At 74.7% G+C, this 22,188-nt stretch carries 14 protein-coding genes; 10 read left to right on the top strand and 4 right to left on the bottom strand.

What is annotated here, in order from left to right:
- Nucleotides 1-99: 99 nt before the first annotated feature.
- Both ACZ60W_RS10315 and ACZ60W_RS10310 read left to right on the top strand, forming a co-directional pair.
- Nucleotides 100-1,065 carry a zinc-binding dehydrogenase gene (locus tag ACZ60W_RS10315; RefSeq protein ID WP_469754919.1) on the top strand — a complete coding sequence of 322 codons (966 nt, stop codon included), beginning with the start codon at nucleotides 100-102 and terminating at the stop codon, nucleotides 1,063-1,065.
- 82 nt (nucleotides 1,066-1,147) lie between these two features.
- Complete coding sequence (locus ACZ60W_RS10310) at nucleotides 1,148-2,590, top strand: cellulase family glycosylhydrolase (protein ID WP_469755028.1); 1,443 nt, start codon at nucleotides 1,148-1,150, stop codon at nucleotides 2,588-2,590.
- Between the two features lie 288 nt (nucleotides 2,591-2,878).
- On the opposite strand, the gene ACZ60W_RS10305 is transcribed toward ACZ60W_RS10310, so the two are convergent.
- Both ACZ60W_RS10305 and ACZ60W_RS10300 read right to left on the bottom strand, forming a co-directional pair.
- A complete protein-coding gene (locus ACZ60W_RS10305; protein ID WP_469754918.1) occupies nucleotides 2,879-3,778 on the bottom strand; it encodes a helix-turn-helix transcriptional regulator in 900 nt (299 codons plus the stop codon).
- 1 nt (nucleotide 3,779) lies between these two features.
- Nucleotides 3,780-4,649 carry a DUF4097 family beta strand repeat-containing protein gene (locus ACZ60W_RS10300; RefSeq protein ID WP_469754917.1) on the bottom strand — a complete coding sequence of 290 codons (870 nt, stop codon included), beginning with the start codon at nucleotides 4,647-4,649 and terminating at the stop codon, nucleotides 3,780-3,782.
- 149 nt (nucleotides 4,650-4,798) lie between these two features.
- Here ACZ60W_RS10300 and ACZ60W_RS10295 point away from each other — a divergent pair, with 149 nt between their 5' ends.
- Complete coding sequence (locus tag ACZ60W_RS10295) at nucleotides 4,799-5,614, top strand: hypothetical protein (protein WP_469754916.1); 816 nt, start codon at nucleotides 4,799-4,801, stop codon at nucleotides 5,612-5,614.
- 269 nt (nucleotides 5,615-5,883) lie between these two features.
- On the opposite strand, the gene ACZ60W_RS10290 is transcribed toward ACZ60W_RS10295, so the two are convergent.
- On the bottom strand, nucleotides 5,884-6,069 hold the full coding sequence (locus tag ACZ60W_RS10290) for a DUF6104 family protein (protein WP_024761804.1): 186 nt from the start codon (nucleotides 6,067-6,069) through the stop codon (nucleotides 5,884-5,886).
- Between the two features lie 96 nt (nucleotides 6,070-6,165).
- On the opposite strand from ACZ60W_RS10290, the gene ACZ60W_RS10285 reads away from it, so the two are divergent.
- The 7 genes from ACZ60W_RS10285 to fxsT all read left to right on the top strand — a co-directional run bounded on the left by ACZ60W_RS10285 (nucleotide 6,166) and on the right by fxsT (nucleotide 18,134).
- A complete protein-coding gene (locus ACZ60W_RS10285; protein WP_469754915.1) occupies nucleotides 6,166-6,879 on the top strand; it encodes a CU044_2847 family protein in 714 nt (237 codons plus the stop codon).
- A complete protein-coding gene (locus ACZ60W_RS10280) occupies nucleotides 6,876-8,903 on the top strand; it encodes a VMAP-C domain-containing protein (protein ID WP_469754914.1) in 2,028 nt (675 codons plus the stop codon). Before ACZ60W_RS10285 ends, ACZ60W_RS10280 begins: the two co-directional genes overlap by 4 nt.
- A gap of 121 nt (nucleotides 8,904-9,024) precedes the next feature.
- Nucleotides 9,025-10,041 (top strand): AAA family ATPase, encoded by a 1,017-nt coding sequence (locus tag ACZ60W_RS10275; RefSeq protein ID WP_469754913.1) that lies wholly within the window; start codon nucleotides 9,025-9,027, stop codon nucleotides 10,039-10,041.
- A gap of 7 nt (nucleotides 10,042-10,048) precedes the next feature.
- Entirely contained in the window at nucleotides 10,049-13,258 is a 3,210-nt protein-coding gene (locus ACZ60W_RS10270; protein ID WP_469754912.1) for an SAV_2336 N-terminal domain-related protein, read from the top strand.
- A 114-nt stretch (nucleotides 13,259-13,372) separates the two neighbouring features.
- Nucleotides 13,373-13,570 carry a hypothetical protein gene (locus tag ACZ60W_RS10265; RefSeq protein WP_469754911.1) on the top strand — a complete coding sequence of 66 codons (198 nt, stop codon included), beginning with the start codon at nucleotides 13,373-13,375 and terminating at the stop codon, nucleotides 13,568-13,570.
- Nucleotides 13,571-13,768: 198 nt separating this feature from the next.
- Nucleotides 13,769-15,073 (top strand): HEXXH motif domain-containing protein, encoded by a 1,305-nt coding sequence (locus ACZ60W_RS10260; RefSeq protein WP_469754910.1) that lies wholly within the window; start codon nucleotides 13,769-13,771, stop codon nucleotides 15,071-15,073.
- A 37-nt stretch (nucleotides 15,074-15,110) separates the two neighbouring features.
- A complete protein-coding gene (fxsT, locus tag ACZ60W_RS10255; protein ID WP_469754909.1) occupies nucleotides 15,111-18,134 on the top strand; it encodes an FxSxx-COOH system tetratricopeptide repeat protein in 3,024 nt (1,007 codons plus the stop codon).
- Between the two features lie 78 nt (nucleotides 18,135-18,212).
- Here fxsT and ACZ60W_RS10250 read toward each other — a convergent pair whose 3' ends face one another.
- Nucleotides 18,213-22,004, bottom strand: a complete 3,792-nt coding sequence (locus ACZ60W_RS10250; RefSeq protein WP_469754908.1) for a multifunctional oxoglutarate decarboxylase/oxoglutarate dehydrogenase thiamine pyrophosphate-binding subunit/dihydrolipoyllysine-residue succinyltransferase subunit — start codon at nucleotides 22,002-22,004, stop codon at nucleotides 18,213-18,215.
- Nucleotides 22,005-22,188: the final 184 nt, after the last annotated feature.

Below are 22,188 nucleotides of genomic sequence, written 5' to 3'. Positions count from 1 at the left end.
GGCCCTTCCGCATGCCCGGCGGAACCGGGGCGGCGGCGCGACACGGGTCACACCGGGGGCTGGTTCCGCGCCCGCCCGCGGGCCCCTAGGGTCGGGGCCATGTTCGCTGCCTACGCTGCCCGAATCGACCGTGACCAGCCGCTGAACGGCCTTGAGTTGGGCGAACGCCCCGAACCCGGGGTGCGGCCCGGATGGACCACCGTGACCGTCAAGGCGGCCTCGCTGAACCACCACGACCTCTGGTCGCTGCGTGGCGTGGGGCTGCCCGAGGAGAGGCTGCCGATGATCCTCGGCTGCGATGCCGCGGGCATCGACGAGGACGGCAACGAGGTCGTCCTGCACTCCGTGATCGGCCAGTCGGGCCACGGCGTCGGCCCGGACGAGCCCCGGTCCATCCTCACGGAGCGCTACCAGGGCACCTTCGCCGAGCGGGTGACCGTGCCCCGCTGGAACGTGCTGCCCAAGCCGAAGGAGCTCTCCTTCGAGGAGGCCGCCTGCCTGCCCACCGCCTGGCTGACCGCCTACCGCATGCTCTTCACCAACGCCGGGGTGCGGCCCGGTGACTCGGTGCTCGTCCAGGGCGCCGGCGGCGGCGTGGCCACCGCCGCGATCGCCCTCGGCAAGGCGGCGGGCCTGCGGGTCTTCGCCACCAGCCGCGACGAGGCGAAGCGCAAGCGGGCCGTCGAGCTCGGGGCCGTCGAGGCGTACGAGCCGGGGGCGCGGCTTCCGCAGCGGGTGGACGCGGTCATCGAGACCGTCGGCGCCGCCACCTGGTCCCACTCGGTGAAGTCGCTGCGGCCGGGCGGCACGCTCGTCATCTCGGGCGCCACCAGCGGCGACCGGCCCGCGCACGCCGAGCTCACCCGGATCTTCTTCCTGGAGCTCAGGGTCGTCGGCTCCACCATGGGCTCCAAGGACGAGCTGGAGGACCTGCTGTCCTTCTGCGCGGCGACCGGAGTGCGGCCCGTCATCGACGACGTGCTGCCGCTGGACCGGGCGCGGGAGGGCTTCGAGCGGATGGCCACCGGCGAACTCTTCGGAAAGATCGTCCTGACGACCTCTTGATGACACGTCAGGAAAGCTGATGGGATCTCCGGCACGCGAAAGGTGAACAACGCTCACATCCTTGTGCCGGAGGTCTTCCTTGCTGCGAACCACCCCTGCCGCACCGCGCACCGCCCTCGTCGCGGCCCTCGCCGTCGCCGCGCTGCTCGCCCCGACCGCCGCCCGCGCGCAGACGCCGACCGGGGCCGGGGCGGCCTCCGCCGCCGTTCCGGCCGGGACCGGAGCCGAAGGCCTCGACGGGATACCCGCCCTCACCGACGCCCGGGGCCGCACGCTGACCCTGCGCGGCTGGAACGTCGAGGACAAGGCCAACCGCGGCGACGCCGCCCTCTCCGCGATCACCGAGAAGCACTTCCGCGACATGCGCGCCAAGGGCTTCAACCTCGCCCGTCTGCTCGTCTTCTGGGACGACCTGGAGCCGCGGCCCGGGCGCTACAGCCAGGACTACCTCCGGAGGATCGAGCGGATCCTGGACTGGGCCGACACCCACGACGTCAAGGTCGTCCTCGACGCCCACCAGGACGTCTTCGGTCCCGCCTTCGGCCACCGGGGCATTCCCGCCTGGGCGACCAGGACCGACGGACTGCCCTTCACCCCGCACCCGGACGACTGGTTCTCCGAGTACTTCGAGCCCGCCGTCCAGCGGGCCTTCACCCACCTCTACGAGGACGAGGACCTGCGGCGCGCCCAGGCCCGCATGTGGCGGGTGCTCGCCGACCGCTTCGACGACCACCCCGCCGTCCTCGGCTACGACCTCGTCAACGAGCCCATGGGCGAACTGCGCGAGGGCGAGGACCTGCCGACGGCGGCCCGGCGCATCGAACGCGACCAGCTGACCCCGATGTACAACCGCCTCGCGGACGCGGTCAGGCCGGTCGACCGGGACGCCTGGCTGTTCGTCGAACCGACCCCCATCGTCGGCGAGGGCGTGCCCACCGGGCTCGGCCGGATCGACGATCCCAAGGTCGTCTACGCCCCGCACTTCTACAACACCGCCATGGAGGCCGGCGCCGACTACGATCCCGCCGCCGGCTGGATCGAGAACTACGAGCGGGCCGTGACCCGCTACCCCCGGCAGTACAAGGTCCCCGTGCTCGTGGGGGAGTGGGGCCCGCTCGACACCACCCTGCCGGGGATGAACCGCTTCTACCGCGACGCCATGGCCTCCCTCGCCCGCTACACCTCCGGCTGGGCCGGCTACGTGTGGTGCTACGGCGGCGGCTACTGCGCGGTCGACGGCACCGGCGCCTTCCGCGCGAACAAGGAGCTGACCGCCGAGCCGTACGCCGAGGCCGTCGCCGGCACGGTCCGCTCCGGCGCCTACGATCCGGCGGCCGGGGTCTACCGGCTGTCGTACGACTCCGCCGGGCGGCGCGGCTCCCGCGTCACCGAACTCTCGCTCCCGCCCGGCGCCTGGCGGGTGACCGCCCGCGGCGGCGCCGTCGTCCTCCGCACGGCCCCCGGCCGCGCCTGGGTCCTCGCCGCTCCCTCCGCCCGTGTGACGGTGACGGCCGTCCGCGGTTGAACGGCGCGCTTCCTCGGGCCGGGACCGCGTCCCGCCCGGGCCGGGCCCCACCTGTGCTCGGGGCCGGCCCCATGCGCGCTCGGGTCTGGCCTCATGGGGGCTCGGGTCCGGATCCGGCCCCGCCCGGACGTCGGCCGGCCCTCCTCGGGGGCCGCTCCCGTCCTGGTGGGCTCCGGGTCGCGCCCGAGCCGGCTCCGCTCGGGCCCCGGGCCACCCGGTCGGGCCGCGGTGGGCCTCCCGTCCGGGCGGCGCTCCGGGGCTCCGGGTCGCGCCCGAGCCGGCTCCGGGTCAGGGCTTCGCGTGCGGGCGGAGGACGCCGGTGATGCGGACCGCCGCGGCGGAGAGGTGGTGGCGGGTCTCGGTGAGCTGCTCCTGGGTCACTCCGTGGTCGCGGGCGGCGTCGCGGATCTCGTCGCGGAAGCGGTCGAGGAGACGGTCGAGGTCGCGGGCGGGGTCGGTGGAGGGCTCGGTCTCGCGGGCCCACTCCGGGGCGTCACCGGCCGGGGCCGTCGCGAACGGCGGCTCCTGGGCCGCGGCCTTGGGGTGGGTCGTGCCGGAGACCAGCCCGCCGAGCTGGGCGGTGATGCCCGAGAGGCCCTCCCAGACACCCTTCGGCCAGTCGCCCCGCGCGAAGCGGTCCTCGACCTCCTCCTGCACCTGCTGGGCGATCCGCTGGAACTCCTTCGCCTGGCGGCGCGCCGACCGGGCCTCCGCGCGGGCCTCGCGGGCCTGCTCCTTCCACTCCTGGCCGACCCGGCGCAGCTCCTCCTTCGCCTCGGCGAAGGTGGAGGACTCCGCCGTCCGGGTCCGTCCCGCCGCCGCGCGCATCTCGCTGCGCACCCGACCGGCCGCGCCGCGCACGTCGTCGCGGATCTCCGCCGCCAGCTCCGACACCGACTCGCGGATCTCCCGCTCCAGATCCTCCAGTTCGGCGTCGCGGCCGGCCAGTTCGGCGCGGCCCGCGTCGGTGATCGAGTAGACCTTGCGGCCGCCCTCGCTGGCGTGGGTGACGAGGCCCTCGGCCTCCAGCTTGGCGAGCCGCGGGTAGACGGTGCCGGCCGAGGGCGCGTACAGCCCCTGGAAGCGCTCCTCCAGCAGGCGGATCACCTCGTAGCCGTGGCGCGGGGCCTCGTCGAGCAGCTTGAGCAGGTAGAGGCGGAGGCGGCCGTGGGCGAAGACGGGCGGCATGTCAGAGCACCTTTCCGGTCGCGGGGGAGGCGGAGGAGGGGGCGGTGTCCCCGTCCGGTTCGGGACGGCGGAGCAGGGCGATGGAGCCGGAGACGGTGGTGGCCTTGAGCGTCCCCCGGCCCTCGCCGAGGGTGCCGGTGATGGACTTGGCGCCCCACTGGCCGCCCACGCGCAGGTCCTCGAAGGCGTTCGACACGGAGCCGCTGGTGGTGCTCGCCTCGACGCGGGCGTCGGCCGGGTGCGGGAGGCGGATGGCGACCTCGCCGGAGACGCTGGTGAGCCGGATGTCCGCGGGAGGACCGTCGAGTTCGGCCGGGTCGAGGTCGATGACCATGTCGCCGCTGACCGTGTCGGCCTTCACGGAGGCGCCCGCGCCCTCGATGACGGTCACGTCGCCCGTCACCGAGTTGGCCCGCAGGGCTCCCGTCACCGACTGGGCCTCCAGGTTGCCGGAGACGCTCTCGGCGCGGACCGGCCCGGAGAGCCCGAGCAGCGTGGTGTCGCCGGTGACGCCGCGCACCTCCGTGCGCCCCCGGATGCCGGAGACGACCGCCTCGGCGCCGACCACGCCCACCTCGACGTCGACGCCCGCGGGGACGGCGACGGAGACGACGGCCCGGCGGCGGTACTCCTTGCGGTCGAACCACTTGAGGATGCTCTTCCAGTGCAGGTCCTCGTAGCTCACGGTCAGCGTCGAGCCGTCCTGCGACACGATCAGGGGCGGGCCCTCGATCTCGGAGATCTCCACGCGGGCGGAGTCCTCGTCCGTCCCCACCACGTTCACCGCGCCGTTGACGATGCGGACCTGGAGGCGGGTGACGGGGTCGGCCGGGGCGAGTTTCACCGGCTCGGTGACGGACCACTCGGTCATGGTGCTGGCCTCCCGTTTCGACAACGCAACATATCGTGTTTCCCGATGGACACGATATATCGCGGTCGGGTGAAGTCAACCCTGACTCTCCCCTGACAGGGTGGTGGCAATTAACCTCATATGCGGACAAATTCGCCTAGCGTGGGGCCATGAACGCGACATCCGGACCCAGCTCCGTCGGGGCGCTGCTGCTCTGCCGCGCCGATCCCACCGCGGTCCGCCCGCCGGCCCGACTGCTCAGGGAGCATCTGCTCCTCGCCCCCGCGGGCCCCGAATGGAGCGTGCTCGTCCCCGAGGGGAAGCCGTGGCTGCACGGCGGGGAGCCGGTCGAACAGGTCGTCACCGGCTGGGCCACCGCGCTCGCGGTCTCCGCCGCCACCTGGCCCGTCGTCGCCCTCTGGTGGGACCGCGACCGGGCCGGACTCACGCTCGCCGCGGGCTTCCGTCGCACCGTCGGCTACACGTGGCTCGCGGACGGCACCCCCGTCGGCGAGGACGAGGCCATGCGCACCTTCGCCGCCCGCCTCGCCCTCGACCCGGTCCTCGACGTACAGGCGCTGGAGCCGCTCACCCGGGCCGACCCGGACGCGGACGCCGACAGCCGGCTCGTCGGCGTCGTCGCCGTCCTCGCCCGCGCCGGTCTCGCCCTGCCGACCGGCCTCGTCCCCGGCGAGAACGCCGACCGGCTCCGCTCCGTCGCCCTGGCGCAGGGCGCCGAACAGCTCGAATGGCCCGGCTGGCGCGACGCCGTGCGCGCCGAACTGGACGCGGTGGAGGAAGGGCCCCTCGGCCCGTACCTGCGCGGCCCCAAGGCCCGCGCCCTCAGCGGCGTGCAGCTCGTGGCGGGCGCCCCGCTCCTCGTCTGGGGCGCCGTCCGCCGCAGCGGCGGCTGGGCGACGGCCGGGGCGCTGCTCGTCGCGCACGGGGTGCTGGGGTTCGCCTACGACCGGCTGCGGGAGGGCTGACCGGGCCTGACCGACCGGCTGCCCGGGTCCTCGCCCACGGACCGACCGGGCCTCACCGACCGCCTGACCGGGTCCTCGCCCACGGAGTGACGGAGTCCTCACCGACCGGCCGGGCGAGGGCTGATCCGGACCGTCACCGACGGGCTGCGGGACGGCTGATCCGGTCCGTCGGCGACCGGCTGACGCGAGTCCGGCACGCACCGGCCGCGGGAGGGCCGGCCCGGTCCGTCACCGACCGGGGGACCGGACCCCGCCGGCGGTCGGCTCGGCTACTCGTCGTCGTCCTCGTCGTCGTCCAGACGGGCCAGCCAGGTCGCGAGGCGCTCGACCGGCACCTCGAAGTCGGGGTTGAGGTCGACGAAGGTCCGCAGCTGCTCGGCGAGCCACTCGAAGGTGACCTCCTCCTCGCCGCGCCGCTTCTCCAGTTCCTCGATGCCACGGTCGGTGAAGTACATGGGATCAGGATAGGCCGTGCCCCGCACGTCCCCTGTCGCCCGTCAGTGGCACCGACTAGCCTTCCTCATCATCGTTTCGGGGAGCGGGGGGCCGCCGTGGCACAGGGGATCGCTCGGATTCGACTGGACGACGGGACGCCCGTCTGGGCCCGCGTCGGCGACGTGGAGGAGCTGGGCAGGGGCGGCGGGTTCCAGGACACCGGCGTCCGCGACCGGGTGGTCTCGATGGCCGGCGGACTCACCGACGTGGTGCGCGGGGTGGTCGGCTCGCTGCGCGCCGGCCTCGACCCGCAGGGCCCGGTGGAGGTCGCCGTCAGCTTCGGCATCGAGCTGTCCGCCCAGTCGGGCAAGGTGATCGGGGTCCTCGCGGACGGCGCGGGCAAGGCGTCGGTCAACGTGTCCCTGACCTGGACCGAACCGGGACCCGCGCCCGCCGCCGCCCTGCCCGCCGTCTCCGCCGCCGCCGGCACGGAGGCCGATCCCGCCCCCGATCCCGCGCCTCCGGCCGCGCCCGCCCCGTGGCCGCGGACACCGCCGCGGCCTGCGGCGCCCCCACGTCCGGCGACCTCCCCGGAACAGGCGGCGGCGCCGGGACAGGCCGCACTCCCGGAACCGGCGGCCGCCACGGGACAGGCCGCACCCCTGGAGCAGGCGGCCGCCACGGGACAGGCCGTATCCCCGGGACGGGCGGCGCCCCCGGGTGACGCGGCGGCCCCGGCCTCCGCCCCCGTCCCGCGGCCCGCGCCCGCCCCGGATTCCGCTCCCGCGAGAGACCCGCACGGGAGCCCGGCGGCCGATGGCCGCGCATGAGCGCCTTCAGCGCGCTCGTGCGCCCCGCGCTGGTGCGCATCGGCGACCCCGGCGGCGGGTATGACCCGCACGGCGACCGGTACTGGGGCACCGGGTTCTTCATCGCCCCCGGCTGGGTGCTGACCTGCGCCCATGTGGTGGCCGAGGGGGGAAGCGCGGTGTGGAGGAGCGAGCCGGCCGTCGGCATCGTGTGGGAGGACGGCGCCGTCACCCGCGAGACGACCGGCACCGTCGTGCTCGCCCTGCCGCGCCCGGCCCGCCCCGACGACCGGCCGTCCGACCCCTGGGGCCTCCCCGACCTCGCACTGGTCCGCGTGCCCGGCGCGCGGAAGGCGTCCTGTGTGCGCCTCAGCGAGCGGCCGGCGGTCTGGCCGACGGCGGTCAGCCTCCACGGCTGGTCGCGGGAGACCGGCGAGCTCGGCGTGCGGCACGTCCACGGCACCCTGAACGGCAGCGACGGCCGGGCCCTCGTCACCGACGGGGTCAAACCCGTGCCGGGGTGCTCCGGCGGCCCCGTCGTCGACCAGACCCAGGGCGCGGTCGTCGGCGTCAGCAAGGGACGCGGCCCCGACGGGGGAGCCGTCGTGCCCGTCACCGCCCTGCGGGCCCTGCACGACCTCCCCGGCGGCGAGGCGATGGGCGAGGCGCTGCGCGCCCACGACCGCTACCACCTCGACCGCTACCTCTCGCTCGACGACCGGCCCGACTGGACCCGCGAACAGCTGCTGCTGCCCGGCGGCCGGGGCGTCGGACCCGCGCTGCGGACCCGGCTCCACGGCCACCTCGCCCGGCTGCCCGCGCCCACCGCCCCCGGCGAGATCATGGGCCTGACCGACCAGGTCAAGGCGTGGATCAGGGACGACGGCCTGCCGGACGCGCTGGAGAGCGACCCGCGGACCTGGAGCGAGGGCGCCGGGCTGCTGCGCGGACTGCGCGTCCCCCGCCGGGACAACGCGCGCGACCTCGACCTGGACGCCCTGCTCCTGTACGCGGCCCACGTCGTCCGGCACGTCGCCGAGCGGTACGGCGACCGGGCCGACACCTCGGGCCTGCACCGGTGGATCCTGGAGGAGTCGGGCGACGCCGACCGCCACCTCCGGCGTGAGATCGACCGGCTCGTCACCCCGGGCCGGCCGGCGCCGCTCTCCGTACGCGAACCCCGCGCGCGTGCCGACGTCCTCCTGGAGATCGACACCCCCCGCTGGGACCGCCGCTACCCGTGGCGGGTCAAGCTCCTCCTCGACGGACACACCGTCAGCCCGCTGCACTGCGACGACCGGGGCGTCGAGCGGGCCCGGCTGCGGGAGACCCTGCGCGAACCGCTCGCGGACGCCCTGCGGCGCGGCGACAACGGGACGCACCTGGCGGGCGTGGAGGCCGTCCTGCCGCGCGAGCTCTTCGACGAACCCCTCGACACCTGGCGGCTCGAACCGCCCCACGGGGAGGACGACCCCTGGGCGACCACGCTCGGCCAGCGCAGGATCGTGGTCATCCGCGACGCCCGCCGCCACGACCACGAGCCGGCCCCCGAATGGCGCGAGCGCTGGGAGGCGGCGCGGCGCGGCCCCCTGGACGCGGCCCCGCTGCGCGCCGAGGTGCCCGGTGCCGGCCGGGACGCCCACACCCCGAGGGTCCGCCGGGAGACCTGGGCGGAGACGTACGACCGGCTCCGGGAGGCCGACGGCGGCACGGTCCCGGTGTACTGCGGACCGGTGGGCAGCGGCGACGGGCTCATGGCGATGAACGCGGCGCTGGCCGCCGGCCATCCGCTCGCCCTCTGGCGCACCGGGGCCCACGACCACGACGACTGCGCGGAGTTCCACGAGGGGGCCGAGCGGCTCCTCGCCAAGGCGATGACCGCGGAGGGCCTGCGCCACCCGATCCGCTCCCTGCGCACCCGCGCCCCGGACCGGGCGGACCTCGCCTGGGCCGAGACCATCGCCGTGCTGCTCGACCCGCCCGGACGCCCGCCGCACGGGGGGCGCCTGGAGGCCCCGCCGCTGCTCGGGGAGGGGGAGTTGTGACCCGAGCGGCCACCGGGGCGCGGGCCCCGCGATCCGTCCGGTTACCGCATCGGCAGGCGCCGCCCCCGGGCGGTACGGTCGACGGGCCCGGCACCGACACCACAGCCAGGAGGAGTCCATCGTGAGCGATTGGCGGATCTACCGTGGTGCCGGTCTTCCGCACGACGAGATAGGCCGGCTGCCCGCCCCGCCGCCCTGGCGCGACTTCTCGGCCGGCGGCGCCGACGACACCCTGGCCGGCTCCGACCGGCGGCTCGGCGTGCGGCGCAGGCTCGTCCAGAACCACCACCCCAGGCCCGCCGAGACCGACGCCGTCAACGCCGCGCTCTACCTGCGCCGTCCGCTGCTCGTCACCGGCAACCCCGGCACCGGCAAGTCCACCCTCGCCCACGCCGTCGCCCACGAACTGGGGCTCGGCCGGGTGCTCCGGTGGCCGATCGTCAGCCGCTCGACGCTCCAGGACGGCCTCTACCGGTACGACGCCATCGGCCGCCTCCAGGACGTGCAGCTGGAGCGCGCCCAGGCCGGATCGCCCGGTTCCGCCGCCGCGGCCCCGGCCGGCATCGGCTCGTACATCCGGCTCGGACCGCTCGGCACCGCCCTGCTCCCCTCCGCGCAGCCCCGGGTGCTGCTCATCGACGAGCTCGACAAGAGCGACCTCGACCTGCCGAACGACCTCCTGAACGCCCTGGAGGAGGGCGAGTTCGCCATCCCGGAACTGGAGCGGATCGCCGACCGGGAGCCGGCCGTCGAGGTGCTCAGCGACGACGGGCGCAAGGTCGCGGTCGTCGGCGGCCGGGTCCGCTGCTCCACCTTCCCCTTCATCGTGCTCACCTCCAACGGCGAACGGGACTTCCCCGCCGCCCTGTTGCGCCGCTGCATCCGGCTGGAGCTGGAGGCGCCCGGCGAGGAACAGGTCGGCGCCATGATCGCCGCCCACCTCGGCACGGAGGCGGCGTCGGGGGAGGGGGAACAGGAGCTCGTGCAGCGCTTCCTGAACCGCGAGCCCGGCGAGGTGATCGCCACCGACCAGCTCCTCAACGCCCTCTACCTCACCCAGCACGCCTCGCGGGCCGAGCGGCTCACCCGGGAACGCATCGCGGACATGCTCATGCAGCCGCTCGATCAGCCGAGGTGATGACCGGATGCGCCGGATGCATCTGGAGGAGCTCACCCGAAGACTCCGGGCCGGCGGCCAGGACCCGACCGCCGAGGACCTCGCCGACGCCGTCTGGCTCGCCCGCTGGCTTCCCGGCCCCTCGGACGCGCCCCCGGCCGGCCCGCAGCCGGGGCGAGCCGGGGACGGCGCCCCGGACGAGGACGGGGAGTTCCGCGCGGACGCCGCGCCCGGCGGGACCGAAGCCGCCCCGGAGGCCGTACGGGGCGAGCCGGCGCGGACCGGGACCGAGGACGCGGCCCGGGGCGTCCGGGAGTCCGTCTCCCTCCACATGGAGGCCGGGCCGGGCGGCGCCGACGGCCGGACCGCACGGCGGACGGAGCGCGGCACGGCCCTGCCCGTCCGCGCCCCCGGGGCGAACGCCCTGCCCGGACTCCTCGGCCTGCAGAAGGCCCTGCGGCCGCTGCGCGACTACGCCCTGGCGCCCGGCCGCCCCGACGAGGGCACCCTCGACGAGGAGGCCACCGCCGAGCACAGCGCCGCCGCCGGCATCCTGACCCCCGTCCTGCGGCCCGCCGCCGGACGGCGCCCCGACATCCAGCTCCTCATGGACACCGGCCCGGCCATGGTCGTCTGGGGCCGGATGGTCGAGGAACTCCGACAGGCGTGCCAGCAGTCCGGCGCCTTCCGCGACGTCCAGGTCCACCGGCTGTACGACACCGGCGACGGGCCCCCGCTGGTCACCACCACCTCCGGCGCCGACGGCCGGCCGCGGCTGCGCCCCGTCGACCAGCTCCACGACCCCACCGGGAGCCGGCTCACCCTGGTCGTCAGCGACTGCGTCGGTCCCCTGTGGCAGCGCGGCGCCGCCCAGCGCTTCCTGCGCCAGTGGCCCCGCCACTCCCCGATCGCCCTCGTCCAGCCGCTGCCGCCGCGGCTGTGGCCCCGCACCGCGCTCCCCGCCGTCCCCGGCACCTTCCAGCGCTCCGCCGCGCCCGGCGGCCCCGCCGCCTTCCGCTCCGACGACGAGCCCTGGGGCCCCCTCGTCCCCGGCCGCCGTCCCGTCCCCGTCCTCACCCCGACGCCGGAGGCCTTCGGTTCCTGGGCGCGGCTCCACACCGGCCACGGCGGGGACTCCGTGCGCGGCTGGGCCGCCTGGATCGCCCCCGAGCCCGCCGGGCCGCGGCCGCCCGCCGTCCCCCGGGCCGCGCGCTCCGACGAGGACGTCCTGCGGGCCTTCCGGGCGGGCGCCTCGCCCGGCGCGCTCAAACTCGCCGTCCACCTCGCGGCCGCCCCGCTGACCCTCCCCGTCATGCAGCTCGTCCAGCGGGCGATGCTGCCCGACACCGGGCCCATGGAGCTGGCCGAGGTCCTGCTCAGCGGTCTGCTGCGGCGGCTGCCCGGCCCGACCCCGTACCCCTGCTTCAGCTATCCGCCCGGCATCCAGCAGCACCTGCTGGCCTCGCTCGACCCGAGCGCCGCGGCCCTCGTCCTCAAGCACTGCTCGGCCTATGTGGAGCGCAACTTCGGCCAGGGCATGCGCAACTTCCCCGCGTTCGCCGCCGCCCGCCTCGCGGGGGCGGCCACCGGGACGGTGCCCGGAGCGGGTGCCGACCCGGACACCGAGGCAGGGGCCGGGCCCGCGACGGGACCGGCGGGCGGCACCCGGCGCCCCACCGACGGCGGCGGCGGCCCCGGCGCGGCCCGGCGGCCCGGCGGCGAGGCGGCCCTCACCGAGGAGGGCGACGACGCACCCGGCCCCGGGGGCACGGAGACCGAGCTGTTCGCCCGCATCCCCGCGCGCGTGCTCCGCTTCTACCATCCCGACCTCGTCACCCCCGACCCCCTCACCGAGGCCCGCCGCCTCCTCGCCCAGGGCCGTGACCAGTCCGACCCCGCCCTGCTGGCCCGCGCCCGTGAACTCGCCGAGGCCGCGCTCCCCGACGAACCGGTCGAGGCCCGGATCGTCCTCGCCCGCGTCCTGTACGCCGAGGCCGGCACCGCCGCCGCCCGGCGCACCCCGCGCCGCGGGGAACTCCTCGCCCAGGCGGCCGACACCCTCGCGCGGGCGGCGGAGCCCGCCCGCCCCGGCGACGAGGCATGGGCCGAGGCCCGGCTCGAACTCGCCGTCGTCCACCACGCCCTGTGGCGCGACACCGCCGCACCCGGCCACCTGGACGCGGCCCTCGCCGCCCTCGCCGAGGACGACGGCCAGTGGCCCGACACCGTCCGCCCCACCCTCCACCTGCGCCGCGGCCGGCTGCTCCTGGCCCGGGGCGACGGCGACGCGGCGGCCCGCGAACTCGCCGCCGCCCTCGACCTGCACGAGAGCGCCGCCGCCTTCCTCGACCTCGCCGACGCGCTCGCCCTCACCGGCGCCGCCCCCGACCGCATCGGCCCCGTCCTCGACCGTGCGGAACCCCTCCTCGGCGACGGACGGGCGCTGCGGCTGCGCTTCACCACGGCACGGGCGCGGCTGTACGACACCGCCGGCGACGGGGCCGCCGCCGACGCGGCCTACGAGGAGGCCGCCCTGCTCGCCCCCGCCGAGAGCGCCCAGCGCGGCACGCTCCTGCTGACCTGGGGCGGTTCGCTGCTGCGGCGCGCCGCGGCCGGCAGGGGCACGGGCCCCGTCGACCGGGCCGAGGGCGTGCTGCGCGAGGCCCTCACCCGGCTGCCGGCCGACGCGCCCGAACGGGCCGGGGCGCGCGCCCTGATCGGCAGCGTCCTCGCGCTCCGCTTCCACCGCGCGGGCTTCCTGCCCGACCTCTTCGAGAGCCGCCACCTCCTCGAACAGGCCCTCCGGAGCACCACCGACCCGGGCGAACGCGCCCGGGTGTGGCTGCAGCTGGGGCGGGTGCGGCTGGAGCTGGCCGAGACGGCGCGGGACGGCGTGACCGGCGACGCGCTCACCGCCTACCGCAACGCCGCGGACGAGGACCGGGCCGCCCACGGCGACGCCCCGGGCACCGTCACCGGCGCCCGCGCCCTGCACGCCCAGGGGGCGGTGCTCTGCCTCATGGGCCGCCCCGAGCGGGCCCGCACGGCGCTGCTCGCCGCGGCCGGGCGCTGGCGGCTGCTCACGGGGGAGCTGGTGGAGGTCGACTGGGAGGACGTGGAGCGGACCCGGCTGCTGCTCGCCGGGGTGGAGAGCGCCAGGGCGAGGGAGGGGACGCCGCTCACGCCCGAGGAGCGCCGCCGCGTCCTGCCGCCGTGGTGGTCCTGGACGGCCGGATAACGGGGGCGCACATGGGGGCAGATGAATCGAATGGGTTTCCGGTCTCCCGGCGTCGGGAAGAACCGCCGCACCGCTACGACCGTGGGGGACAGCGTCGGTGAGGAGGAGCCGAGAGTGTTCGAGCACACGGGGTGGGCGACCGGTGTCGACCGGGAAGCCGTCAGGCCCCCGCAACTGTCCGATCTCGCGGCTGTCGATCTGCGGACCCTGCGGGTCATGGAGGACGCCGCGCTCGGGGCGGCGGTGGAGAGAGTGCTGCTCCACCCCTCGGACCTCACCGCCTCCTGGCAGGAGGACGAGTCCGTCGGCTGACGACCGGGGGCCGGCGAGCGGCGGCCGGGGTCCCGCGCGGCACGAGCGGGACCCGGCGCGGCACGACCGGGACCTCGCGCCGGACGACCGCCCGCCGCGACGGCCGGAGCTCCGCGGAGGGCGCTCCGACGCCCGCGCGCAGCGGTGGTTTTCGGCCGTATCGACGTCCGGCCGCGTTCCGTCCGCCCGGGGCGACGGGTGATCACCGCCCCGCCGGACCCGGCGGTCCTGGCCGCCCTGGCCACCACACGCCCCGAACCGCTCGGGGCGTGCTTCCTGCGGTCCGGGCTGCACGCCCGCAGGCTGCTCCTGCTCAAGTCCCTCCTGGTCCGGGCACGGCGCCACCGCGAGGCGGTCGCGCCCCCGGCGCTGCGCGCCTTCGAGGAGGGCTGGCTCCTGCTCGAACGGGCCGAGCGCATGCGCCCGGACGTCGTCCGCGCCGTCCTCGACTACCCGACCACCGGCGCCTGGCTCGCCGCCGCGCTCACCGAGCCGGTCGGAGCCGGCTTCGACCGTCACCTGGCCCATCTCCACCTGCTCGCCGTCACCGCCGCCCTGCGCGGCGGGCTGCCGGTGGACCTGGTGGTCGACGCCCCCGGCGGAGTGCTTCCGCTCCCCGGTGTCGGCCGGGTCGAGACGGGCGGCGCGGGGCGGCTCCGGATCGACGCCCGCGCCCGCTCGGTGCGGATCGGCGCGGAGGAGGGCACGGGCTCCCGCGCGGTGCTCCGCCGCCCCCGGCGCGCCCCCGCGGGACGGCTCCTGGGCGGCGGACCCGGATGGCACGGGCTGCGCTCCCTGCCGGGCGGCACGACCCGGCTGGAGGACCTCGATCCGTACCGGCTGCCCCCGGACATGGGCATCCCGGCCCGGGCCGCCGCCGAGCACGCCGACACCGACCACGCCGGCTGGGCCGGCCGCTGGACCGCCGCCCGCGCCCTGCTGCGCGCGACGGACCGGGCGCGGGCGGTCGAGGTGGGACGCTCGGTGGGCGCCGTCGTGCCCCTCGTCCCGCGCGGGACGCGCGCGATCGGGGCCACGCTCGGCGCCGCCCCCGGGGCCGTCCTCATGACGCCCTCCGCCGGGGCCACGGACATGGCCGAGACCCTCGTCCACGAACTGCACCACAGCAAACTCGCCACGCTCCACGAGCTGGTGCCGCTCTACCGGCCCCCCGACCGGACGGAGCCCACCTACCGGGTCGGCTGGCGCACCGACCCCCGCCCCGTCTCCGGCGTCCTCCAGGGCGCCTACGCCCACCTGGCGCTCGCCGACCTGTGGCACCGGGCGGGCCGCGCGTCCGGCGTCCCTGGCCCCTGGCGCGCCCGGTCCGCACGACGGTTCGACGACGTCCACGATCAGGTGGCCGGAGCCCTTGCGATTTTGATCGGATCCGATGAACTGACCAGTACGGGGCGGGAGTTCGCCCGGCAAATGAGGAAGCACCATGCGAGTCTGAGCCCCGGCCGACGGGCCCACGGGTCACACTGTGCCCAGGGCACATGACACTGCGTTGCGCGCACGCGGGACGGGAGATGCACACATGGCGGAACAGCGGTCGGGCGGCACCGCGGCGGACCACGGCGGCAGGGGCGCTCCCGAACACGTCCTCGTCGTCTTCCCCGGCTACCACCGCCCCTGGGCGGCCTGGATCAACCAGCGGCTCGACACCCACGGCGTCCGCGCCACCCTGCAACGCTGGGACCCGCCCCGCGAGGTCCCCCTGGAGGACTCCCTCGGCGACCTGCTCCTCGCCCGCGGCCAGGTCCTCCTCGTCCTCGACGACTGGTTCTTCGAGCTCGGCCCCCGCGCCGCCGGCGAGTGGAACGACGTCCTGCGCAGCTTCGTCGCGGCCCACGCCCACCGCTTCGCCGCCGTCAACCTCACCAACCGCACCCTGCTCCCCTCCACGGCCGTCCTCGAACCCGTCAGCCTCTGGGGAGTCGGCGAGGAGGAGGCCGAGGCCCGGCTCCTCAGCAGGCTCGGCATCGAGCCCCGCCGTTCGCCCGCCCGGCGGATCGCGCCCGGAGCGCTCGTCCGCTACCCCGACACCCCGCCGGACATCTGGGGCGAGGTCCCCCGCCGCAACCCCCGCTTCACCGGCCGCGACGACCTCCTCACCGAGCTCCAGGAACGGCTCATGGACGCCGAGCGCGGCAACGCCGCGTACACCCTCCTGGGGATGTCCGGCATCGGGAAGACGCAGATCGCCGCCGAGTACGCCCACCGCTTCAGCTCCGACTACGACGTCATCTGGTGGGTCAGCTCCGACGACCGCAACGTCCAGCGGGACCGGCTCGGCGAACTCGCCGTCGCCCTCGAACTGACCACCGGAAGCGAGCCCGGCGAACGCATCCGCGCCGTCCGCGAGGCCCTCCGCCGAGGGGCCCCGCACGGCCGCTGGCTCGTCGTCTTCGACGGCTGGGACGACGTCGAAGGCGTCAACGTCATGCTCCCGCACGGTCCCGGACACGTCCTCATCACCTCCCGCAACCACGCCTGGCGCGAACACACCGACGTGCTCCCGGTCCGCAACTTCGACCGCGCGGAGTCCACCGGCTACCTGATGCGCCGCGCCCCGCACATCACCGCCGCCGAGGCCGACGAGGTCGCCGCCGAGTTCGGGGACGTACCCCTGCCCCTCGTCCAGGCCGCGGCCTGGCTCGGCGAGTCCGGCATGGAGGCGTCCGAGTACCTGCGCATGGTCCGCGAAGGACGGCTCTCCACCGTCGACGAGCCCGTCTCCGGCGAGGGCATGCCCAACACCTCCCTCACGTCCTGGTCGATACTGATCAACCGGCTCCGCCGCGCCCAGCCCCAGGCCATCGACATCCTGAGCCTCTGCGCCTCGTTCGCCCCCGGACGCATCCCCCTCGGCATCGTCCGCGCACACCCGCAGGCCCCGCTCCCCGAGGACCTGCGGTGGATGGCCTCCGACCTGCCCGCCTGGACCAGGGCCCTCGACACCCTCGTCAACTACTCGGTGCTCACCCGGGAGACCCGCGGCCCCGTCACCAGCGAGGAGGCGGCGCCGCAGCAGGAGTCGGTCCACATGCACCGGCTCGTCCACGACATCGTCTCCCGCCTCACCGACGGCGAGCACCGCGACGCCCACCGCAAGGCCGTCCGCACCCTCCTCGCCGAAGCCGACCCCGGGAACCCCACCGACAGCCGGAACTGGCCCCGCTACTCCGAACTCCTGCCCCACCTGGAACCCGCAGGGGCGCTGCGCAGCACCGATCCGCGCATCCAGGCCACCGTCCTCAACTGCCTGCGCTACTGCGACCGCAGCGGCGAGCACAAGGCGGGCACCCGCCTCGCCGAACGCATCCGCGGCAGCTGGACCGGCCTCATGGACCCCCTCTCCCCGCAGATGCAGGAACTCACCACCGTGGAGGGCGACATCCTGCGCCGCAGCGGCGGTTTCCGCGAGGCGTACGAACTCGACCTCGCCCGCCGCACCCTGCTCGCCGGCGCCGACCACCGCGACGAGCTCGCCGACCTCAAGTCCAAGATCTGCATCGCCCGCGACCTGCGCTTCCTCGGCCAGTACCGGGAATCCGAACGCCTCCAGCGCGAAGTCCTCGCCGAGGCGCAGACCCTCCTCGGCGAGACCCAGCAGCTCACCCTCGCGGCCCGGCACAACGTCGGCGTCGTCCTGCGGATGCTCGGCCGCTACCAGGAGGCCCACGAGCAGGACACCGACACCCTCGCCCGCTGCGAGAACATCCTGCGCCCCCACCACCCCTCCACCCTCAACTCCAACAACGCCGTCACCCAGGACCTCCGGCTGCTCGGCCGCTACCGGGAGGCCCTCGGCCGCCAGGAGGCCAACGTCCGCCTCCACGTGAAGATCCTCGGCGCCCAGCACCAGCAGACCCTCTACGCGCGCAGCCAGCTCGCCCTCTGCCGGCGCCGCGAGGGAGGCTTCAAGGAGGACATCGGCGCCGTCATGGCCGGCGTCCTCGACCACCTCGAACAGGCCCAGGGACGCGGCCACTACCTGACGCTCTCCGCCGTCACCAACTACGCCAACTACCTGCGGGAACACGGCGACCTCGACCAGGCCCGGGAACTCATCAACGAGGCCGAGGCCGGCTACCGCGCCCTGCTCGGCCCCGCCCACCCCGTCTCCACCGGCGTCCTCGCCAACACCGCCCTCGTCATGCAGGCGTCCGGCGAGCGCACCGAGGCCATGACGATGCTGGAGGCGGCCCTCGCCGGCCTCACCGCCGCCCTCGGCCCCGACCACCCCTGGGTCCTCGGCTGCGCCCTCAACGCCACCGCCGCGCGCAACTTCAACGGGCGCGTCTCCGACGCCGCCGAACTCAGCCGCGACACCCTGCGCCGGGCCCGCCACGTCATGGGCTCCGAGCACCCGCTGACCCTGTCCTGCCAGGTCTCGCTCGCCACCGACCTGCGCGGCCTGCGCGAGGTCGAGGAGGCCGGGAAGCTGGAGGAGGACGCCCTCCTCACCCTCACCCGGACCCTCGGCGCACAGCACCCGCACACCCTGTCGGCCCGTCAGCGCAACCGTCCCTACTGGGACTTCGAGGCCAACCTCTGAGCTCCCCCGGAAACGCCGGAGGCCCGGCACCCCCTCGGGGGTGCCGGGCCTCCTCGCCGTACGGGACGGCGACGTCGGTCAGGCCTCGAAGACCTCGTTGACCAGCTGCTGCTGCTCCGCCTGGTGACGCTTGGCCGAGCCGACCGCCGGGGAGGACGAGTGCGGACGCGAGATCCGGCGCAGGCGCTCGCCCGCGGGGATGTCCGCACCGACCGCCAGGTCCAGGTGGTCGATCAGGTTGAGCGCGATGAACGGCCACGCGCCCTGGTTCGCCGGCTCCTCCTGGGCCCAGATGTACTTCTCGGCCTGGGAGTACTTGGCGATCTCGGCCTGCAGCTCGGCACCCGGCAGCGGGTACAGGCGCTCCAGACGGATGATCGCGGTCTCCGTGTCACCGCGCTTCTGGCGCTCGGCCTCCAGGTCGTAGTAGACCTTGCCGGCGCAGAAGACGACCTTGCGGACGCCGGCCGGGTCGACCGTCGTGTCGCCGATCACCGGACGGAAGCCGCCGGTGGTGAACTCCTCCACCGAGGACGCCGCGGCCTTCAGACGCAGCATCGACTTCGGGGTGAAGACGATGAGCGGCTTGTGGTGCGGGTTGTGGACCTGCCAGCGCAGCAGGTGGAAGTAGTTCGACGGCAGCGTCGGCATGGCGACCGTCATGTTGTCCTGGGCGCACATCTGGAGGAAGCGCTCCGGGCGCGCGGACGAGTGGTCCGGGCCCTGGCCCTCGTAGCCGTGCGGCAGGAGCAGCGTGACGCCGGAGGTCTGGCCCCACTTCTGCTCGGCCGAGGAGATGAACTCGTCGACGACGGTCTGCGCGCCGTTGACGAAGTCACCGAACTGGGCCTCCCAGATGACCAGCGCGTCCGGGCGCTCCAGGGAGTAGCCGTACTCGAAGCCCATCGCCGCGTACTCGCTGAGCAGCGAGTCGTAGACGTTGTAGTGGGCCTGCTCGTCGGTCAGGTAGAGCAGCGGGGTGTAGTCCTCGCCGGTCTCCTGGTCCACCAGGACCGCGTGACGCTGGCCGAAGGTGCCGCGGCGGGAGTCCTGGCCGGAGAGCCGGACCGGGGTGCCCTCCATCAGCAGGGAGCCGATGGCGAGGGTCTCGCCGAAGCCCCAGTCGATGCTGGCGTCGTCGATGGAGGCGGCGCGGCGCTGCATCTGCGGCAGCAGACGCGGGTGGACCGCGATCCGCTCCGGGATGGTGACCTGCGACTCGGCGATCCGCTTCACGACCTCGGCGGAGACCGCGGTGGTGACGCCGACCGGGAAGGCCGCCTTGGCGTCCGGCACCACGGCGGTGGCCGGGGCGTTGGTGGCCTCGCGGACCTCCGCGAACACCTTCTCCAGCTGGCCCTGGAAGTCCTGGAGCGACTGCTCCGCCTCTTCCAGGGTGATGTCGCCGCGACCGATGAGCGACTCGGTGTACAGCTTGCGCACCGAGCGCTTCTTGTCGATCAGGTTGTACATCTGCGGGTTGGTGAACGAGGGGTTGTCGCCCTCGTTGTGACCGCGGCGGCGGTAGCAGATGAGGTCGATCACGACGTCCTTGTTGAACGTCTGGCGGAACTCGAAGGCGAGCCGCGCGACGCGGACCACGGCCTCCGGGTCGTCGCCGTTCACGTGGAAGATCGGCGCCTCGATCATGCGGGCCACGTCGGTCGCGTACATCGAGGAACGCGACGACTCCGGGGCGGCGGTGAAGCCGACCTGGTTGTTGATGACGATGTGGACCGTGCCGCCGGTGCGGTAGCCCCGCAGCTGCGACATGTTCAGCGTCTCGGCGACGACGCCCTGGCCCGCGAAGGCCGCGTCGCCGTGGAGGGCGACGGGCAGGACGGTGAAGTCCGTGCCGCCCTTGTTGATGACGTCCTGCTTGGCGCGGACGATGCCTTCCAGGACCGGGTCGACCGCCTCCAGGTGCGAGGGGTTGGCGGCCAGGGAGACGCGGATCTCCTCGCCGTCGAGGCCCACGAAGGTGCCCTCGGCGCCCAGGTGGTACTTGACGTCGCCGGAGCCGTGCATCGACTTCGGGTCGAGGTTGCCCTCGAACTCGCGGAAGATCTGCGCGTACGACTTGCCCACGATGTTCGCGAGGACGTTCAGACGGCCGCGGTGGGCCATGCCGATGACGACCTCGTCGAGGCGCGACTCGGCGGCCGAGTCGATGACCGCGTCGAGCAGCGGGATGACGGACTCGCCGCCCTCCAGGGAGAAGCGCTTCTGGCCGACGTACTTCGTCTGCAGGAAGGTCTCGAAGGCCTCCGCCGCGTTCAGCCGGCGCAGGATCCGCAGCTGCTCCTCGCGCTCCACGCGGGAGTGCGGGCGCTCGACGCGGTCCTGGATCCACTTGCGCTGCTTCGGGTCCTGGATGTGCATGAACTCGACGCCGGTGGTGCGGCAGTACGAGTCGCGGAGCACGCCGAGGATGTCGCGGAGCTTCATCATCGACTTGCCGGCGAAGCCGCCGACCGCGAACTCGCGCTCCAGGTCCCACAGGGTGAGGCCGTGCTCGGTGATGTCCAGGTCGGGGTGCTTGCGCTGCTTGTACTCCAGCGGGTCGGTGTCGGCCATGACGTGGCCGCGGACCCGGTAGGAGTGGATCAGCTCGAAGACCCGCGCGGCCTTGGTGACGTCGTCGTCGTGCGACGCGTCGATGTCCTTGAGCCAGCGGACCGGCTCGTAGGGGATGCGCAGGGCCTTGAAGATGTCGTCGTAGAAACCCTCCTCGCCGAGGAGGTAGTTGGCGACGACGCGCAGGAACTCGCCGGAGGCGGCGCCCTGGATGACGCGGTGGTCGTACGTCGAGGTCAGGGTCATGACCTTGGAGATGCCCAGCTTGTTCAGGGTGTCCTGGGAGGTGCCCTGGAACTCGGCCGGGTAGTCCATCGAGCCGACGCCCATGATGACCGACTGTCCGGGCATCAGGCGCGGCACGGAGTGGACGGTGCCGAGGCCGCCGGGGTTGGTCAGGGAGACCGTGACGCCGGTGAAGTCGTCCATCGACAGCTTGCCCACGCGGGCCCGCTTGACGATGTCCTCGTACGCCTGCCAGAACTCGAAGAAGTTGAGCGTCTCGGCCTTCTTGATGCCCGCGACGACGAGCTGGCGGTCGCCGTTGGGCTTCACCAGGTCGATCGCGAGACCGAAGTTCACGTGCTCCGGCTTGACCAGGGTCGGCTTGCCGTCCTTCTCCGCGAAGGAGTAGTTCATCGACGGCATGGCCTTGATCGCCTGCACCATCGCGTAGCCGATGAGGTGCGTGAAGGAGATCTTCCCGCCCCGGGCGCGCTTCAGGTGGTTGTTGATCACGATCCGGTTGTCGAAGAGCAGCTTCACCGGGACGGCACGGACGGACGTGGCCGTCGGCACCTCCAGCGAGGCGTTCATGTTCTTCGCGACCGCGGCGGCCGGGCCGCGCAGCGTGATCAGCTCGGGGCCGGCGGGGGCCTCGGCGGCCGGGGCGGCCTTGGCCGGAGCCGGAGCGGCGGCGGCGGGCTTCGCGGCGGCCGGCGCGGCGGGGGCCGCCGCGGGCTTGGCGGCCGGGGCCGCGGCCGGAGCGGCCGGAGCCGGGACGACCGCCGGGGCGGCAGGCGCGGCCTGTGCGGGGCCCGCCTGCGGCGCGGCGGGCGCGCTCGGGGTGGTGGTGGGCGCCGGGGCGGCGGCCGGGGTCTCCGACGTCGCTCCGGGCTTGTAGTCGGCGAAGAAGTCCCACCAGGCACGATCGACCGAATTCGGGTCCTGGAGGTACTGCTGGTAAATCTCGTCGACGAGCCACTCATTGGCACCGAAGGCGGTCGCAGGGTTCTGGCCCTGCCCGTCTTGGTCGGTCGGGGAGCTCGGGGTACTGGGGGACTGAGACGACACGGCGGCAACCGCCCTCTTCCGCTTCACAAGGTGATGGACAGCGGAAATAAAGGCTACGCCTGTCCGGCCGGGAGGTGCAGGCCGGGCACTCCAACGTCGCGCAAGTCACACTTGACGGGGTGTTTCGGAGCCGTGAATGGCGGGAAACAAGCGTGGTTCCGGCGGTGTGAGGGTACGGAAAAGC

Source organism: Streptomyces sp. NPDC104202, assembly GCF_055584185.1.
The sequence above is the reverse complement of the archived record's forward strand: the minus strand, read 5'-3'. Positions and strand labels throughout refer to the sequence as shown.

What these genes read in the sequence shown, in the direction of transcription:
- ACZ60W_RS10315 (WP_469754919.1), top strand. Translation starts at nt 100, where the DNA reads ATGTTCGCTGCCTACGCTGCCCGAATCGACCGTGACCAGCCGCTGAAC.
- ACZ60W_RS10305 (WP_469754918.1), bottom strand. Translation starts at nt 3,778, where the DNA reads ATGCCGCCCGTCTTCGCCCACGGCCGCCTCCGCCTCTACCTGCTCAAG.
- ACZ60W_RS10300 (WP_469754917.1), bottom strand. Translation starts at nt 4,649, where the DNA reads ATGACCGAGTGGTCCGTCACCGAGCCGGTGAAACTCGCCCCGGCCGAC.
- ACZ60W_RS10295 (WP_469754916.1), top strand. Translation starts at nt 4,799, where the DNA reads ATGAACGCGACATCCGGACCCAGCTCCGTCGGGGCGCTGCTGCTCTGC.
- ACZ60W_RS10290 (WP_024761804.1), bottom strand. Translation starts at nt 6,069, where the DNA reads ATGTACTTCACCGACCGTGGCATCGAGGAACTGGAGAAGCGGCGCGGC.
- ACZ60W_RS10280 (WP_469754914.1), top strand. Translation starts at nt 6,876, where the DNA reads ATGAGCGCCTTCAGCGCGCTCGTGCGCCCCGCGCTGGTGCGCATCGGC.
- ACZ60W_RS10270 (WP_469754912.1), top strand. Translation starts at nt 10,049, where the DNA reads ATGCGCCGGATGCATCTGGAGGAGCTCACCCGAAGACTCCGGGCCGGC.
- fxsT (WP_469754909.1), top strand. Translation starts at nt 15,111, where the DNA reads ATGGCGGAACAGCGGTCGGGCGGCACCGCGGCGGACCACGGCGGCAGG.